Below are 16,187 nucleotides of genomic sequence, written 5' to 3' on the forward strand. Positions count from 1 at the left end.
GCTTCAGCCCACCGGTTGCATGGAAAGGTCGCTGCGCAGGCGCTCTACCTGTTCGGCGCGTTCGGCCTCTTCCAGGCGTGCGCCTGGATTCAGTGACGACCATTGCGGGTGAGCGCGCGCCACGTTCAGTGGTGCGGGCAGCTTGCCCTGACGCCACAGGGTTTCCTGCGGGGCGTTGAGGCTGATGGCGTCCATCGCGGCGTGTCCGCGCACGTCCAGTGCGGCCAGCAATTGCTGCTGACGCAGGGCGAGCAGGCGCAGCACGGCGTCGTCGACGGTCAGTTCGCGCTGGCCCTTGAGTTTTCCCTTCAAGCGCTCCCCGTAGTTACGCAGGGTCTGCGCGCTGCCGCCGATCACTGCGCCCAATGCGGCAGCTGCGCCCATGGTGAGGCCGCCGACCAGCAGATCGACGCCGACGCCCGTGGCGGCGCCGGCCGCCATGCCGCCACCGACCTTGATGCCCAGCTGCTTCAGCGTTTCCGGGTTGAACAGGTCGTCGCCCCAGCGGCCGTCGAGCAGCGGCAGGTCAGCCGCTTTGGCGTCACTGCTGCGGAAAGCGTACAGGCGTAGCAGGGCCTCGACGCAACGCTGCTCGCGCTGGCGAATGGCCGTGCGCAGCTCGCTGATGGCGCCCTGTTCCAGCACGGGTTGGGCGGCGACGCTGCGGCGGCACGCGGCGCAGTCGATCAGCAGCTCGGCGATCAGACGGTTGCCGGCCTGGCGCCGGGCCTGGCGCTGGGCTTCGTGATCCTCGATCAGTCGTTGCAGCTGCGGGCGCGAACGCTCCAGTAGCAGGGCCAGGCTTTCGTACAGACGTCGTTCACCGTCTGCAGGTGGTGCCACGCTGTCGAACGCCACCAGGGCATGCAGGCCGAGGCGGGCCAGGGCTTCGCGCCACTCTGCTTCGCGGTGGCTGGCGCTGGCGACGAAGTTCAGCACCGGCAGCAGCGGCCGGCCGCACATGGTCAGTATCGCCAGCTCGTCGCGGTACTTGGCCAGCACCGGCTCGCGCACGTCGATGACGTAGAGGCCAGCATCGGAGGCCTGCAACTGGTGCAGTACCTTGGCTTCCTGTTCGTAGCGCTGGCGTGCTTCGCTGCCTTCGAGAAAACGCGCCAGACGTGCCGGGCCGTCCAGCCGCTCGCCGGGGCGGTCGAGACGTTCCAGGTAGTCGAGCAGGGCGATAGCGTCTTCCAGGCCGGGGGTGTCGTACAGCTCCAGCAGCGCCTGACCATCCACCGACAGGCGCGCACCTTCGACATGGCGGGTGGTGCTGGCGCGGGGCGAGACTTCGCCGAAGTCGATGTCGCGGGTCAGGGTGCGCAACAGCGAGGTCTTGCCGACGTTGGTGTGGCCGACCAGGGCGAGTTTCAGTGGCTCAGTCATGTCCGCTCTCCAGCCAGTTCAGCGGTGCCGTATCGCCATGCTGCAGCCCCAGGCTGGCGATTGCCTGGTGCCAGTCCGTCAGGCGCGCGCTGTCCAGGCTCTCACCGGGTGTCGGCGGCAGCAGCCAGATGCGCGTGGCCGAGGCCGAGCGCGCCAGTTCGCCGATCAGCGCCAGGGTGCCACGATCCGGTGAGCGGCGCGGGTCGCAGGCGATGGCCAGGCGTTCGGGCGGGAAGCGGGTCAGCTGTTCGAGTAACTGACGGCGCTGTTCGCGGCTGTCGATCACGCCAGCATCGGCCACGCCCTTGGGCAGCGACGCAGGCGGCCAGGGGCGGCGCTCGTCCAGTTCGATGCCGAGCAGCAGTGCGCCGCTGCCAGGTTGCGCGCTGGCGCCGCCTTGCGGTTGGTGCAGAGCGGCGGGGGCCAGGTCGCAGATGCCCAGGCGTTCGCTGTCCGGCTGCAAGCGCTGGCGCAGCAGGCCATAGCCGGGCAGGTCGAGATCCAGGCGCAGCGCGCCTTTGCCGGACTGCCAGCGCCATAGGCACAGCAACATCAGCAGCAGGCGCGGCAGCAGGCCGTAGACTAGCACCACGCCGACCAGCCAGCCGGCCCAGCTCTGCCGGGCTGCTTCGCTGGCGATGGCGGCATCGCCACTGGCGCGAATGACGTCGATGTCCGGCAGGCTGAAGCCGAGCAGCGCGGGCAGGGCGCCGATGGCCTGGGTCAGGGCGATGAAGGTGTCGCCACCAAGAATGGTGGTTTCCCAGACGAAGCCGTAGCGGCGGGTGGCGAGCAGCAACAGCAGGGTGGTCAATGCCGCGAACATGGCCAGCGTCCACAAGCCGTTGACCATCAGGCCCAGGCCCCAGCGGGTCAGGCGCTGGCGTTGCAGCATCAGCAGCAGGGCCGGGGCCAACTGCGCGGCGCTGGCGTCGCGTGCCAGTTTTTCACTGAGCCACAGCCACAGGCGACCTAGCGCGCCAGGGTGATCACGGGTCAACAGCAGGCCCAGCAGCCAGCCGAGCAGCATCAGCAGGTTGAGCCCAAGCAGGCTGCCCAGCGCCCAGAACACATTGACCGGTTGGCGCCCGTCAGCCAGCGCTGCGAAGGCCAGGCCGAAGCCGCTGAGCAGGGCCAGCAGCGCTAGCAGCCCACCGGCCAGGCGTGCACCTTGCAGCCAGTGCAGCAACGCCTGCCACTGACCATCACGGCGGGCCAGGTGCAGGGCGCGATGCTGGATGCGCTCGGCCAGTTCAACCTGCTCGGCACGAGCCAGGCGATTGGCCTCGCTGTCTTCGAGCGGGCCGGCATGGTCCTCGCGTAGGCGAATGGTTTCGCTGAGCCAGAGGCGTTGGAAGGGGGTAGGGGAGGAGGCGTCTGTCACGCGGCGTCTCGTCATTCGGATCAGGGGTTGAGAATAACCCCTGATCCGCTTCGGTGCGAATCAGCGCTGTTGGCGTAAGCGCACGGCGATATCCGGCTGGTCGATGAACAGGCCATCGATGCCGGTGGCGAGGAAGGCGCGTAGCTCAGCGTCGATGTCGCCACGTTCGCTCGGGTCGCTGCCACGGCGCAGGCTGGTGGGCAGGAAAGCGTTCTCCGCGCGGAAGGTATAGGGGTGCACCTTGAGCCCGGCGGCATGGGCGTCACGTACCAGGCCGGTCGGTACGCCCAAGTTGCCGGCGCCATCGCGCGGGATGATCATGCCTTTCTCCGGACCGATGCCGGCGGCGTAACTCGCGATGTTTTTCAGGCCTTCTGGCGTGATCATCTGTTGATAGCCAAGGTCACTGCCCAGTACCTGCTGATCGTAGGGTCGGCCTTCTACCCACAGCAGCTGCACCAGGCGGATTGGTGTCAGCGTGCTCAGCGTCTTGAGGTTTGCCACTTCGAAGGACTGGATGAAAACGGGCGCGTCGGCGCTGTCGTAGCCGTTGCGTTCGAGCACCGCCAGCAGCGGTTTCTCCATGGCCAGTTCGAGTTGCTGGAAGTGGGTGGGGTGCTTGGTTTCCGGGTACAAACCCAGGGTTCGTTGCTGAAGGGCTTCCAGGCGTTTCACCAGATCGATGATCTCCTGCAGCGTGGGAATCTCGAACTGGCCATCGAAACGGGTATTGTCCGGCCGCTGCTGCGGGATACGTTCGATCGCGCGCAGGGTTTTCAGCTCGGCCAGGGTGAAGTCCTCACTGAACCAGCCTTCCAGGCTGCGCCCGTCGACGCTCTGGGTGCGTTTGCGGTCAGCGAATTCGGGGCGCTGCGCCACGTCGGTGGTCAGCCCCAGTTCGTTGTCGTGGCGGGCGACCAACTGGCCATCGCGAGTCATCACCAAGTCGGGCTCGATGTAGTCGGCGCCTTGAAAGGCTGCCAGCGCGTATGCCGCCAGTGTGTGCTCGGGCGCGTAACCGCTGGCGCCCCGGTGGGCGATCACCAGTGGCGCCTTGCTGTCCCAGGTCTGGGGTTGCCCTGCACTGGGCTGCTGCTGGGCCCAGTCGATGGCGGCCTGGATGTTATCCGGAGTCGGGCTGGCGAAGACCGTCAGTGGCAGCAGAGTGACGCCCAATACCCAGGCAGAGAGTGATGTCGACATGATGCTGGCTCCTTGCTCGTAGAATCAGCCCTTAGCCTGCTACGGCGAATGTGACGATACGACGACAGCGCTGCTGCAGCCACTGATGGGCTGCGAGGCCGCTGAGGGCTCTGTTATGCTCGCGGCCATGAAAACGACTCTACCTCTTTCTCTGATCGCCGCGCTCGCGCACAACCGCGTGATTGGCCGCGACAACCAACTGCCCTGGCACCTGCCGGCGGACCTCAAGCACTTCAAGGCGCTGACGCTCGGCAAGCCGATCATCATGGGGCGCAAGACCTGGGATTCGCTCGGTCGGCCGTTGCCGGGGCGGCTCAATATCGTGGTCAGCCGCCAGCCAGGTCTGGCCCTGGAAGGTGCCGAGGTATTCACGACGCTGGAAGCGGCCATCGAACGAGCCGACGCCTGGGCGCGTGAAGAGAATGCCGAGGAGTTGATGCTGATCGGCGGCGCGCAGCTTTATGAGCTGGGCCTGGCCCAGGCCGATCGTCTGTACCTGACGCGTGTCGGCCTCGATCCCGAAGGTGATGCCTTCTTTCCCGAGGTCGACGAGGCCATATGGCGCATGACCTCCAGCGTCGAGCACCCGGCTTCGGCCGAGACACCGTTCTACGCCTTCGAAGTGTGGGAGCGCCGCGGCGCATAATCCTGCCGAGCTTTCCGGCCATCTCTGCCGCCAGATTCCCCTGTGCGGCGTGATGGTCATTGCCTTGCCTCTGCCGTAACTTTCTTTCGTGCATCCTGATGCAGGTTTTTACATGTCTGAGCAAACGCCCATCGATGAGCGCCCGAGCGCTGTCGCTGCACTCTTCGTACGCCATCCACTCTGGGAAGATGCGCTGGCCCTGCTGTTCGGCACCGCGCTGGTGGCGCTGGGCATCGCCTTCTACAAGCATGCTGGTCTGCTCACCGGTGGCACTGTCGGCATCGCCTTCCTAGCCAACTACCAGGCCGGCTGGTCGTTCGGTCTGGTGTTCTGCCTGGTCAACCTGCCGTTCTACCTGCTCGGTATCTGGCGCATGGGCTGGGCTTTCACCTTGCGCACGGGCTGCGCGGTGATGCTGGTTTCGCTACTGGCCGAGCTGACGCCGCACTGGGTCGCCTTCGCCCACCTCAGTTCGATCTATGCCGCGCTGTTCGGTGGCGCTGCGATGGGGCTGGGTTTGCTCATGCTATTCCGCCACCGCGCCAGCCTGGGTGGGGTGAACATTCTCGCGCTGTATATTCAGGAGCGCTTCGGTTTCCGTGCGGGTGCCGTGCAGATGGCCATCGACGCGAGCATCGTGCTGGCGGCGATCTTCGTGGTGTCGCCAGACAAGGTGCTGCTGTCGGTGCTGGGGGCGGTGATGCTCAATCTGGTGCTGGCGATCAATCACCGGGCGGATCGCTACGTCGGCGTTAGTTGAACGCATCAACGAACGAGGGGCTGCCTCGCTGGAGACAGCCCCTCGTAGTTTCGTTTTTCGCGGAGGCGAGAATCAGATCACTTCAGTGAACTGGATGATCTCCACCCAGTAGCCGTCCGGGTCCTTGATGAAGGCGATATCGCGCATGCGGCCGTCGGTCAGACGTTTCTGGAAATCCACTCCGAGGTCTTCGAAGCGCTGGCAGGCCGCCTTGATGTCCGGCACCGACACGCACAGGTGGCCGAAGCCACGTGGGTCGCTGTTGCCGCTGTGGTAGGAAAATTCCGGGTCTTTCTCGGTACCGTAGTTGTAGGTCAGCTCCAGCACGCCGGGGATCGACTTGCGCCATTGATGGCGAGCAGCCGGGTCAGCCGGGATCTGCGACTTGTCGTTGATCAGGGCGAGGAAGTACAGGCTGAACTCGGCGTCAGGGAAGTCCTTCTTCTCCAGCAGGGTGAAGCCCAGCACGCGGGTGTAGAAATCCAGCGATTTGGTCAGATCCTTCACGCGGATCATGGTGTGGTTGTAGACGAAGTCGGCGGTGGCAACGTCGGGCTTGGCGGTCACGCCGGGGATGGCGTTGAGCTCGTCGAGGGTCATGGGGTTCTCCATCAGGCGGGAAAAGGCTGTATCTACCTATATGGACGCGGTGGCCACGTTTTTCAAGGGCGTGACCTTGATCAGGCAGCGATGCCGGGGCGTTTGTAGGAGCGGCTTCAGCCGCGATTGGCTTGAGGGCGCGAAGCATCGCGGATGAAACGGACTGCCGCCTAGGGCTCTTCCGGTCCGTGTCAGCGCGAAGGTTGGCGGGGCGGTGGACGGGTGAAGCGTCGTCCGCGATGGTCATCAGACCGGCAGCGTGATCAGCTCCGCCTGTACCCGCCCATCCTCGATATGCAGGATGCCCACGCCGATGGGCAGCTTGAAGCGCCGTGGCCCGGCGCTGCCGGGGTTGAGGTAGAGCACGCCGTTGCGCTCTTCGTGCAGTGGCTTGTGCGAATGGCCGGCGATCACCACGTCGATGCCCTGCTCAGCCGGGTCGATATCCAGTTGCTTGAGGTCGTGCAGCACATGCAGCGTGACGCCGCCAAACGTCAGCCTCAGACGCTTGGGGATGGTGTCGGCCCAGGCGTCCTGATCGTTGTTGCCCCGCACCACCGACAGCGGCGCGATGCGCTGCAGCTCGGCCAGAATGTGCGGCCCGCCGATATCGCCGGCATGGATCAGGTGATCGACGCCTTGCAGCGCCGCCAGTGCCTCGGGGCGCAGCAGGTTGTGGGTGTCGGCGATCAGGCCGATGCGCATCACTGCCCCTTGAGCAGTGCCAGCAAGGCATCGGCATCGAGCTTGCCGCTCATCTCGCCGCCTTCGAGCAGGCTGCTGGCCAGGTCGCGTTTGCGGGCGTGCAGGCTGACGATTTGTTCCTCGATGGTGTTTTCCGTAACCAGTCGGTAGATGGTCACCGGGCGTTTTTGGCCCATGCGGTGAGCGCGGTCGCTGGCCTGGTCTTCCACTGCCGGGTTCCACCAGGGGTCGAGGTGGATGACGTAGTCGGCGGCGGTCAGGTTGAGGCCGCTGCCACCGGCCTTGAGGCTGATCAGGAATATCTCGCCTTCGCCGGCCTGGAAGGCGTTGACCCGCTTCTGGCGCTCCTTAGCTGGGGTGGCTCCGTCGAGGTACTGATAGTGGATGCCGCGCTTATCCAGCCAGGCGCGAACGATGTCCAGGTGGTCGACGAATTGGCTGAAGACCAGCGCCTTGTGACGGTTGTCCAGCAGCTCTTCGACGATTTCCGCGAAGGCCTGGAGTTTGCTGCTGCTCAGGGGGCTACCCGGAATTACCAGTGAGGGATGGCAGCAGAAGCGGCGCAGGCGGGTGATCTCGGTCAGCACCTGAAGCGGGCTGCGCTCTTCGTCGGGGGCGCTGAGGTTGTCTACGGCCTGCTGGCGCAGGGCTTCGTACTGATGGGCTTCGGCCTCGGACAGCGGCACCTTGTAGGTGATTTCGGTGCGCGCGGGCAGCTCATCGAGCACCTGGCTTTTCAGGCGACGCAGGATGAAGGGTTGGATCAGGTTCTTCAGGGCGCGCCGCGCCGAGGCATCGCCCTGTTCGATGGGGGTGGCGAAGCGTTGGCCAAAGCTGTCCTGGCTGCCGAGCAAGCTGGGGTTGATGAAGCGGAACAGGTTCCACAATTCGCCCAGGTGGTTTTCCAGTGGGGTGCCGGTGGCGATCAGGCGGAAGTCGGCCTGCAGGGCCATGGCGGCCTGCGAACGTTTGGTCTGGGCGTTCTTGATCGCCTGCGCCTCATCGAGCACCACGCTGACCCAAGGCTGTTTGCTGAATGCGTCGGCATCCTGTTGCAGCAGGCCGTAGCTGACGATGACCAGATCCCGTGGGCCTAGACCGTCCAGGGTGCGCGTGCGTTGGTAGTCGCGGATGTTGAGGGTAGGGGCGAAGCGATTGCTTTCGGCCTGCCAGTTGAGCGTCACCGAGGTCGGTGCCACGACCAACTGTGGGCCTTGTGCGGCGCGCAACAGCAGCAGGGCCAGGGTTTGTACGGTTTTACCCAGGCCCATGTCGTCGGCCAGGCAGGCGCCCACGCCCCACTGTGCCAGGCGTGCCAGCCAGGCAAAGCCTTCTTGCTGGTAATCACGCAGTTCGGCCTGCAAGGTGCTTGGCACCGCTGGCTGATAATCCCGCAGGGACTGCAGGCGTTGTAGGTGGGTCTGCCAGTCCTGACTGGCCTTGAATTCGCCGGCTTCTTCGGCCAGTTCGGCGAGCAGCGGGGTGGTCAGCGGGCTCAGGCGCAGGCCATCGTCGTTGATCCGTTCGGCCAGGTGGCTCAGTTCGTCCAGGCGCTTGCGCAGGCTGTTGCCGATGGCCAGCCAGTCATTGCTGCCCAGTGTGATGAAGCGGCCAGGGCTGGCCTTGAGCAGCTCCAGCAATTGGCGTAGCTGCAGCACTCGGCCGTCATCCAGGGTCAGCTCGCCTTGAAGCTGGAACCAGTCGCCTTGCTGCTTGAGGCCGAGCTTGAGTTGCTGGATCTCGCTGCGGCCCTTGATGCGCATGCGCTCGCCTTCCGGCCATACGCATTCGAGTAGCTGGCCGTCGATGGCCTGCAGCTCGCTGAGCACTTGGAGGGCGTCCTGCGGGTTTTCCAGTTGCCACTCCTGACCGTCGCTGTCGGCATTGGCCAGGGCTGGGCAGGCGTCGAGGATCTGTTGCAGGGCTTGGCGTTCGTGCTTGAGATTACGCGCCACTTGCACGGTTTTACCGTCGCGCTCACCCAGCAGGCGCTCGCTGCCATGCCCAGGTCGGAACCAGCCACCTTCAGCCAGAGGCCGCACCAGCAATTGCAAGCGCAGCCCCTCGGCCAACGGCAGCAGATGAGCGTAGAGGCGGGTATCGGCGGTTATCTCTTCGACGTGCGCGGTCAGCTCCGGGATATCCGAGTGGATGGGCAGCAACGGGGCGATACTGCTAATGGCTTCGACCAGTTGCGCCTTGGCCGACAGCGGCACCTTGAGGCCGTCACCGATGATATCGGCGATCTGCCGCAGCTCCTTGCTGGCCGGGTAGATCTTCAGCCGCGTGGGGGTTTCCTTCTCCAGCAGCAGCTCACCGTCGGCGATGCCCTCGGGCTGAAGCCGCAGGCTGATATGGCCTTTGTCTTCCTTGAGTTGCAGGCCGGGCTCGCCCAGGCTGACGTCGACTCTTACCTCCGGTGCGTCCTGCCAGAACAGATGGGGATGGCCCACCAGGCGCTGCAGTGCAATGGCAGCCGGCAGGCTGTACTGGCGACCACCGTAATAGCTGTTCTCGACCTGGATCAGGCGGCTGGCCTCACGGTCCTGATCGCAGAGAAAGTCCAGGCTGCCGACGTCCTCGAGCAGACGCTTGAGGGCAACCGGGCGGCCCTTGCTCCATTGCCCCTTGGCGTTGCGTTTTTGCTCGCGGGGCTCGAGCATCAGACCGCTGTAGCGGTCCATGTGGAGCAGCCAGGCCAGGCGCGTGTGTTGTTCGGCGCTCTTGACCGGGTTGGCCGGTGAGCGGATCAGGCTCAGCGCGTTGAGTGCCAGTTGCCAGCTTTCCTGACGCTGATACAGGTCTACCAGGGGCAGCGCACCATCAGGCAGTGGCGCATTGGTGCCAAATTGGCGGCTGATCAGCGCTTCGTATTCATCGGCGAGCCAACGATAGCCATTTTCACGTAGCTGCTGCGCCTGCTGATGCAGGGCGTTGCGCCAGGCTTTTTGCCTGGCCAGCGGCTCATCCAGCCAGTACAGCGCCAGGCCGAGCAGCAACCCATCCAGGCCCGGCGCCAATGGCGGCAGTTTGTGCAACTGCGGCGGTCGACTGCCTTGGCGCAGGTCGAGAAAACTCAGCAGCAGCTGATAGGCGATGCCATAACCCTGTTTGCTGCCCAGTTGCAGGGCTTGCTTGAGCGCCGGCAGTTGTTTTGGATCGTTTTCCTGAATCAGTGCCAGGCAGTACAGGGCGTTGAGTATCGGCGGGAGGTCGATCTTGCGCTTTTTGGTCTGCTTGCGCAGATCGGCCATCCACTCACGCAGCACGGTCAGCATGTCGCGCAAGGCGCCCTTGGCGAACAGGTTGATGACCACATGCATCAGGCTGCGCGTCTCAAGGGCCATCTGCCCGAGGGTTGCTTGGTCGCCGCGCCACAGGGCATGTAGCAGTACCTGCAAGCCAAGCCCCGGATCGTTGTGCTGCTGCAGGCTCTGCAGGGCCATTCGATAGCTCTGCTCGACCGGTATGCACAGTATTGCGGCCAGTTGCAGTTGATCGTCGAGCAGTAGCTGGCGAACCGGCAGGGACAGTTTGGCCAAGAGGGTCTGTCCGGCTTCGTCCTCAAGCATCTGCTGGATTGGGTGCAGCTCCAGCGATTGCTTGATGGGGACAACATCGTCCAGTTGCTCCAGCGCCTGCGCCAGGTAATCGGCATCGTCGGCGATGATCGCCAGCCAGACTTCCTCCATGAGCCGCTTGCTGGACGGTGATGACCAGGTGTCGAGTGGGGTTAGCTGTTGCACATGTGCCTTGAGCAATGCGACGCGATCCCCTGACTCGAACAGGCGCAGCAGTACTTCGTTGCGTAGATTCGGCGTGATGCCAAACAAGGTTTGCCTGTCGCTTTGCTCCTGGGTGAGCCAGCCGGTTGCGATGAGCTCCTTGGCCACCTCGCCGAAGCAGGTGTGATCAAGCTGCCGTGAGCTGGAGAGGCGCACGTTGAGCGCGCGCAGGTGTTTGAGCAATGCGGTTTTGTTCTGCCCCATGACACAGGGCGCCAGGTTGAACAGCACCGATTGCAAGTGATACGGCAAGGCTTCAAATGCGACGGGTGACTTGGGCATAAGAACGGGGCTCTGGCAACCTGACGGAGGGCAAATGGTAGTGGCTATCGATAAAACGACCAAGCCCGGCACATGGCCGGGCTTGGGTTAGGCTGGGGCGGGATGAGTATCAGCCGTCCAGCATGGCCTTGTTGCGCACCGCACCCTTGTCGGCGCTGGTGGCGAGCAGGGCGTAGGCCTTGAGTGCCGTTGTCACCTTGCGGGTACGCGGTGCGGCAGGTTTCCAGCCTTTCTTGTCCTGCTCGGCACGGCGGGTGGCCAGTTCTTCGTCGCTGACCAGCAGGTTGATGCTGCGGTTGGGGATGTCGATCAGTACCTTGTCACCGTCCTGCACCAGGCCGATGGCGCCGCCTGCTGCCGCTTCCGGCGAGGCGTGGCCGATGGAAAGGCCGCTGGTGCCGCCGGAGAAACGCCCGTCGGTGAGCAGGGCGCAGGCCTTGCCCAGTCCTTTGGACTTCAGGTAGCTGGTCGGATAGAGCATTTCCTGCATGCCCGGGCCGCCTTTCGGACCTTCGTAGCGGATGATGACGATGTCACCTTCCTTCACTTCGTCATTGAGGATGCCGCGCACCGCGCTGTCCTGACTTTCAAAGACCTTGGCGGAGCCTTCGAAGACGTGGATGGATTCGTCCACGCCAGCGGTTTTCACCACACAGCCATCGAGGGCGATGTTGCCGTACAGCACCGCAAGTCCACCCTCTTGGGAATAAGCGTGCTCGACGCTGCGAATACAACCATTCTCGCGGTCATCATCCAGGCTGTCCCAGCGGGTGCTCTGGCTGAACGCGGTCTGGGTGGGGATACCGGCTGGACCTGCCTTGAAGAAGTGGTGAACCGCTTCGTCGTTGGTCTGGGTGATGTCCCACTGGGCGATGGCCTCAGCCATGTTCGGGCTATGGACGGTGGCTACATCGGTGTGCAGCAGGCCGCCACGGGCCAGTTCGCCGAGGATGGAGAAGATGCCGCCAGCGCGGTGCACGTCTTCCATGTGGTACTTCTGGATGTTCGGTGCGACTTTGCACAGCTGCGGCACCTTGCGCGACAGGCGGTCGATGTCGCGCAGGTCGAAGGCGACTTCACCTTCCTGGGCGGCGGCCAGCAGGTGCAGGATGGTGTTGGTCGAACCGCCCATGGCGATGTCGAGCATCATGGCGTTCTCGAACGCCTTGAAGTTGGCGATGTTGCGCGGCAGCACCGACTCGTCGTTCTCGCCGTAATAGCGCTGGCAGAGTTCGACAGCCAGGCGGCCGGCGCGCAGGAACAGCTGCTCGCGGTCGCTGTGGGTGGCCAGGGTCGAACCGTTGCCCGGCAGGGACAGGCCCAGTGCTTCGGTCAGGCAGTTCATCGAGTTGGCGGTGAACATGCCGGAGCAGCTGCCGCAGGTCGGGCAGGCGCTGCGCTCGTACTCGGCGACCTTTTCGTCGGAGGCGCTGGAGTCGGCGGCGATGACCATGGCATCGACCAGATCCAGGCCATGGCTGGCCAGCTTGGTTTTACCCGCTTCCATCGGCCCGCCGGAAACGAACACTACCGGGATGTTCAGGCGCAGGGCGGCCATCAGCATGCCGGGGGTGATCTTGTCGCAGTTGCTGATGCAGACGATGGCGTCGGCGCAGTGGGCATTGACCATGTACTCAACGGAGTCGGCGATGATCTCGCGGCTCGGCAGCGAATAGAGCATGCCGTCGTGGCCCATGGCGATGCCGTCGTCGACGGCGATGGTGTTGAATTCCTTGGCCACGCCGCCGGCTTTCTCGATCTCGCGGGCGACCAGCTGACCCAGGTCCTTCAGGTGCACGTGGCCGGGCACGAACTGGGTGAAGGAGTTGGCGATGGCGATGATCGGTTTCTTGAAGTCTTCGTCCTTCATCCCTGTGGCGCGCCACAGGGCGCGGGCGCCGGCCATGTTGCGGCCGTGGGTGGAGGTCTTCGAGCGGTAATCGGGCATGACGGTATTCCTGCGACTAATTCGGTTGTGTGTGCGGTGAGCGTCGTCGAGCGGCAGATCGCCGCGGTGTCAGGAGGCTGCATGACGAAACGGGATCACCGTTCGTACGGCCGGGGCTCACAGGCCCGCCGGAGGATTTCTGGCGAGGAATGCGCTGATTCTACGCCCGCCGAGGCGGGCGGGGAAAGGCTGCCGGTCGCTCGCAGTCGTGGCGGCGTCTCAGTGCGGTATTTCGATCCCGCGCATGCGCTCCGCGCGGCGGCGCAACAGTTCGATGGTAACCAGCAGGGCGATGGACACCAGAATCAGCAGGGTGGCGATGGCCAGGATGCTCGGGTTGATCTGCTCGCGCAGGCCCGAAAACATCTGCCGCGGAATGGTGCGTTGCTGTGGCCCGGCCATGAACAGGATCACCACCACTTCATCGAACGAGGTGATGAAGGCGAACAGTGCGCCGGAAATCACGCCGGGGCGAATCAGCGGCATGATCACGTCGAAGAACACGCGAATCGGCGTGGCGCCGAGGTTCAGCGCTGCGCGTGCCAGGCTGTAGTCGAAGCCGGTGAGGGTGGCGGTGACGGTGATGATGACGAAGGGCGTGCCCAGCGCCGCATGCGCCAGGATCACACCCAGATAGCCGCCAGCCAGGCCCAGGTTGGAGTAGAAGAAGAACATCCCGGCGGCGGTGATGATTAGCGGCACGATCATCGGCGACAGCAGCAGGGCGGTGATGAAGCGGCGAAACGGCATCTCATCGCGGGCCAGGCCTATAGCGGCGCAGGTGCCCAGAATGGTGGCGAGGATGGTCGAGAGGATGCCGATGAAAAAGCTGTTCTTGATCGCCAGTATCCATTTCGGATCGTTGAATATCTCCCGGTACCAGCGCAGCGAATAGGCCTCGGGATCGAGGGTGAGCATGCCTTCGGTGAAGCTGAAGAACGGCTCGGCGTTGAACGACAGCGGCACGATCACCAGGATCGGCAGGATCAGAAACAGCAACACCAGCCAGGAGCTGGCCTTGAGTAGCCAGTGTCCGAGGTGGTGCCAGAAACCGTAGTAGGCGGGGATCTTCATCGTCTCATCATCCCAACTTTATGTTGCTGGCGCCGACGAAACGGTCGTACACCCAGTACAGCAGCAGGATCAGCCCGAGCAGCAGCGAGCCCAGCGCGGCGGCCAGCTCCCAGTTGTTCGAGCGCTGCATGTGGAAGGCGATGATGTTGCTGATCATCTGCCCGTCGGTGCCACCGACCAATGCCGGCGTGATGTAGTAGCCGACCGAGATGATGAACACCAGCAACGCCCCGGCGCTGAGCCCTGGCAAGGTCATCGGGAAGTAGATGCGGGCGAACGCAGGGATCGGTTTTTCGCCCAGGCTGAGCGCGGCGCGCATATAGCTGGGGTCGATGCCGCGCATCACGCTGTACAGCGGCAGGATCATGAACGGCAACAAGATGTGGGTCATCGCCACCACGGTGGCGAACGAGGTGTAGAGCATCTCGAAGGGCTGACTGATCAGGCCGATGCCCATGAGGAAGGAGTTGATCACGCCGTTGGTCTGCAGCAGCGCGATCCATGAAGTGGTGCGCACCAGCAGCGAGGTCCAGAACGGCAGCAGCACCAGCACCAGCAGCAGGTTGGCGCGGTTCGACGGCAGGCCGGCGAGGTAGTAGGCCAGCGGGTAGCCGAGCAGGGCGCAGAGCAGGGTGATGACCAGCGCCATGTTCAGGGTCTTGGTATACAGCTGCAGGTAGATCTGCGTGTCCTGGCGCACCTGAATGCCATCGTCGGGGTGCAGTTCCAGATCCAGAGCCGTCAGGTAGTAGTCGTAGGTGTAGACCTTGCCGGAACGCTCGATGGCGTACCACAGCTCGGGTTTGCTCCAGTTGCGATGGCTGGCGAGCAGGGCTTCGACGCCCTCGGAGGAAAGCGCTTCGGCATCCATCCGGCCAATGCGCCGTGCAGTGGATTTGACCACGCTGGACATGCCCGTATAGGCGCGGTTGAACTCCTCGGACAGCTTGCCTGACAGGCGTTGCTCGTTGAGCGCGTGCAGTTCGCTGACGAATACCTGCAGGGTCTTCTCGTCCGGCAGTTGCTTGTGATCGTCCCAGCGTTCGAGCTCGGCCAGGGTCTGCGGAATCAGTTCGGCCACGGTCGGGTGATACACGCTGCGCCACAGCATGGTACCGATGGGGGCGACGAAGGTGACGATGATGAACAGCAGCAGCGGCACCACGAAGAGAAAGGCGGCGAGGCGTTTCTTGCGACGGGCGCTGGCGGCTTGGCCGGCTTCGCTGGTGGTCAGGGATGACAAGGTGTTACTCCGTAAAACAGGGCGCACAGCAAGTGTCGATCAGTAGCTCCCTCTCCCACTTGTGGGAGAGGGGAGCTGATGGCCTTTACTTCAACAGCCACTCGTTGAACTTCTCGCCCAGCGACTCGCCATAGTCAGCCCAGAACTCGGAGCCGGCCTGGATGCCTTTGTCCAGGTGGGCGGTCGGCAGGTGCGGCGCAGCGTTCTGGTCAGCCAGTGGCATGGACGACTTGCGGGTCGGGCCGTAGGCGACGTCCGGCATGCCGGCCAGCGGCTTGGAGCCAGTGGCGTACTTGATGAATTCCATAGCCAGGTCTTTCTTCTTCGAGCCTTTGACGATGGCCCAGGCGTCGAGGTCGTAGACGTGGCCGTCCCAGACGATTTCGAAGGGTTTCTTCTCCTGCACGATGGCGTCGTAGAAGCGGCCGTTGGCCGATTGCACCAGTACCGCGCCACCGTCGTTGAGCAGTTGCGGCGCTTGCGACCAAGAGTCGAACCAGACGATGTCTTTCTTGATGCTGGCCAGCTTGTCGAAGGCGCGTTGTTGGCCTTCCGGCGTGGCCAGTACTTCGTAGACTTCCTCAGGCGCAACGCCATCGGCCATCAGCGCCCACTCCATGTTCACCTGCGGGCGTTTGCGCATGGCGCGCTTGCCAGGGATCTTGGTGGTGTCGAAGAAGTCGCCAATGCTGGTGGCCTTGGTGCCGCCGATGGTGTTGTCGTTGAAGGCGAACACCACCGACCAGACGATGTTGCCCACCGCGCACTCACTTGCCAGTGCTTCGGGAATGAAGTCCTGTGCTGCTGCGGTGCCGTCGATGCCGGCCGGCAACACGCTGTGGTCGAGGGTTTCCAGCAAGCCTTCGGAGCAGGCGCGCTCGAGGTCGATCACTTCGAAGTCAACCACGTCCCACTGGATGTTGCCGGATTCGACCTGAGCCTTGATCTCGGCAACGCCACCCGAGTAGTCCTCGAACAGTACCTTGACGCCGGATTCCGCCTGGTACGGGTCGATGACGTGTTTCTTCTGCGCGGCGCCGTATGAACCGCCCCAGGAAACCACGGTAAGGCTGTCCTGGGCGGTGGCGCTGCCCGTTGCCAGTCCCAGTGCCGCCACCAGGGCGAAGGTGGAAACGCTGGTAGTCAGTGATCTAGCCATTGCTGTGCTCCA

The 16,187-nt window shown here is 63.9% G+C and carries 12 protein-coding genes; 2 read left to right on the forward strand and 10 right to left on the reverse strand.

What is annotated here, in order from left to right:
* Positions 1–3: 3 nt before the first annotated feature.
* From ACNFCJ_RS16570 to ACNFCJ_RS16580, 3 genes are read right to left on the reverse strand one after another with little or no spacing between them, the layout of a single operon-like run.
* The gene (locus ACNFCJ_RS16570; protein ID WP_416772494.1) at positions 4–1,386 is read right to left on the reverse strand and encodes a GTPase/DUF3482 domain-containing protein; all 1,383 of its coding nucleotides are present in this window, start codon (positions 1,384–1,386) and stop codon (positions 4–6) included.
* Complete coding sequence (locus ACNFCJ_RS16575; protein ID WP_416772495.1) at positions 1,379–2,785, reverse strand: DUF2868 domain-containing protein; 1,407 nt, start codon at positions 2,783–2,785, stop codon at positions 1,379–1,381. The genes ACNFCJ_RS16570 and ACNFCJ_RS16575 overlap by 8 nt, the downstream gene beginning before the upstream one ends.
* Positions 2,786–2,830: 45 nt before the next feature.
* Positions 2,831–3,973 (reverse strand): glycerophosphodiester phosphodiesterase, encoded by a 1,143-nt coding sequence (locus ACNFCJ_RS16580; protein ID WP_416772496.1) that lies wholly within the window; start codon positions 3,971–3,973, stop codon positions 2,831–2,833.
* 115 nt (positions 3,974–4,088) lie between these two features.
* Between ACNFCJ_RS16580 and ACNFCJ_RS16585 the strand changes: the two genes are divergently transcribed.
* Positions 4,089–4,619 carry a dihydrofolate reductase gene (locus ACNFCJ_RS16585; protein WP_416772498.1) on the forward strand — a complete coding sequence of 177 codons (531 nt, stop codon included), beginning with the start codon at positions 4,089–4,091 and terminating at the stop codon, positions 4,617–4,619.
* A gap of 112 nt (positions 4,620–4,731) precedes the next feature.
* Entirely contained in the window at positions 4,732–5,379 is a 648-nt protein-coding gene (locus ACNFCJ_RS16590; protein WP_416772500.1) for a YitT family protein, read from the forward strand.
* 72 nt (positions 5,380–5,451) lie between these two features.
* Here ACNFCJ_RS16590 and gloA read toward each other — a convergent pair whose 3' ends face one another.
* The 7 genes from gloA to ACNFCJ_RS16625 all read right to left on the reverse strand — a co-directional run bounded on the left by gloA (position 5,452) and on the right by ACNFCJ_RS16625 (position 16,175).
* A complete protein-coding gene (gloA, locus tag ACNFCJ_RS16595) occupies positions 5,452–5,979 on the reverse strand; it encodes a lactoylglutathione lyase (protein ID WP_003464054.1) in 528 nt (175 codons plus the stop codon).
* 246 nt (positions 5,980–6,225) lie between these two features.
* Positions 6,226–6,684, reverse strand: a complete 459-nt coding sequence (locus ACNFCJ_RS16600; protein ID WP_256835356.1) for a metallophosphoesterase family protein — start codon at positions 6,682–6,684, stop codon at positions 6,226–6,228.
* Positions 6,684–10,751 carry a DEAD/DEAH box helicase gene (locus ACNFCJ_RS16605; protein WP_416772502.1) on the reverse strand — a complete coding sequence of 1,356 codons (4,068 nt, stop codon included), beginning with the start codon at positions 10,749–10,751 and terminating at the stop codon, positions 6,684–6,686. Before ACNFCJ_RS16605 ends, ACNFCJ_RS16600 begins: the two co-directional genes overlap by 1 nt.
* A gap of 109 nt (positions 10,752–10,860) precedes the next feature.
* Positions 10,861–12,699: a dihydroxy-acid dehydratase gene (gene ilvD, locus ACNFCJ_RS16610; protein WP_416772504.1), complete on the reverse strand. Its 1,839-nt coding sequence runs from the start codon at positions 12,697–12,699 to the stop codon at positions 10,861–10,863.
* Positions 12,700–12,918: 219 nt separating this feature from the next.
* Positions 12,919–13,773, reverse strand: coding sequence for an ABC transporter permease (locus tag ACNFCJ_RS16615; RefSeq protein ID WP_143505185.1), 855 nt, complete (start codon positions 13,771–13,773; stop codon positions 12,919–12,921).
* 7 nt (positions 13,774–13,780) lie between these two features.
* Positions 13,781–15,016 (reverse strand): ABC transporter permease, encoded by a 1,236-nt coding sequence (locus tag ACNFCJ_RS16620; RefSeq protein WP_256835361.1) that lies wholly within the window; start codon positions 15,014–15,016, stop codon positions 13,781–13,783.
* Positions 15,017–15,101: 85 nt separating this feature from the next.
* Complete coding sequence (locus tag ACNFCJ_RS16625; RefSeq protein WP_143505183.1) at positions 15,102–16,175, reverse strand: ABC transporter substrate-binding protein; 1,074 nt, start codon at positions 16,173–16,175, stop codon at positions 15,102–15,104.
* Positions 16,176–16,187 lie beyond the last annotated feature (12 nt).

Origin of the sequence: Pseudomonas sp. NY15364 (assembly GCF_048068235.1) — a bacterium.
GTDB classification, from domain to species: domain Bacteria; phylum Pseudomonadota; class Gammaproteobacteria; order Pseudomonadales; family Pseudomonadaceae; genus Aquipseudomonas; species Aquipseudomonas mendocina_D.

What these genes read in the sequence shown, in the direction of transcription:
- ACNFCJ_RS16570 (WP_416772494.1), bottom strand. Translation starts at nt 1,386, where the DNA reads ATGACTGAGCCACTGAAACTCGCCCTGGTCGGCCACACCAACGTCGGC.
- ACNFCJ_RS16575 (WP_416772495.1), bottom strand. Translation starts at nt 2,785, where the DNA reads ATGACGAGACGCCGCGTGACAGACGCCTCCTCCCCTACCCCCTTCCAA.
- ACNFCJ_RS16580 (WP_416772496.1), bottom strand. Translation starts at nt 3,973, where the DNA reads ATGTCGACATCACTCTCTGCCTGGGTATTGGGCGTCACTCTGCTGCCA.
- ACNFCJ_RS16585 (WP_416772498.1), top strand. Translation starts at nt 4,089, where the DNA reads ATGCTCGCGGCCATGAAAACGACTCTACCTCTTTCTCTGATCGCCGCG.
- ACNFCJ_RS16590 (WP_416772500.1), top strand. Translation starts at nt 4,732, where the DNA reads ATGTCTGAGCAAACGCCCATCGATGAGCGCCCGAGCGCTGTCGCTGCA.
- gloA (WP_003464054.1), bottom strand. Translation starts at nt 5,979, where the DNA reads ATGACCCTCGACGAGCTCAACGCCATCCCCGGCGTGACCGCCAAGCCC.
- ACNFCJ_RS16600 (WP_256835356.1), bottom strand. Translation starts at nt 6,684, where the DNA reads ATGCGCATCGGCCTGATCGCCGACACCCACAACCTGCTGCGCCCCGAG.
- ACNFCJ_RS16605 (WP_416772502.1), bottom strand. Translation starts at nt 10,751, where the DNA reads ATGCCCAAGTCACCCGTCGCATTTGAAGCCTTGCCGTATCACTTGCAA.
- ilvD (WP_416772504.1), bottom strand. Translation starts at nt 12,699, where the DNA reads ATGCCCGATTACCGCTCGAAGACCTCCACCCACGGCCGCAACATGGCC.
- ACNFCJ_RS16615 (WP_143505185.1), bottom strand. Translation starts at nt 13,773, where the DNA reads ATGAAGATCCCCGCCTACTACGGTTTCTGGCACCACCTCGGACACTGG.
- ACNFCJ_RS16625 (WP_143505183.1), bottom strand. Translation starts at nt 16,175, where the DNA reads ATGGCTAGATCACTGACTACCAGCGTTTCCACCTTCGCCCTGGTGGCG.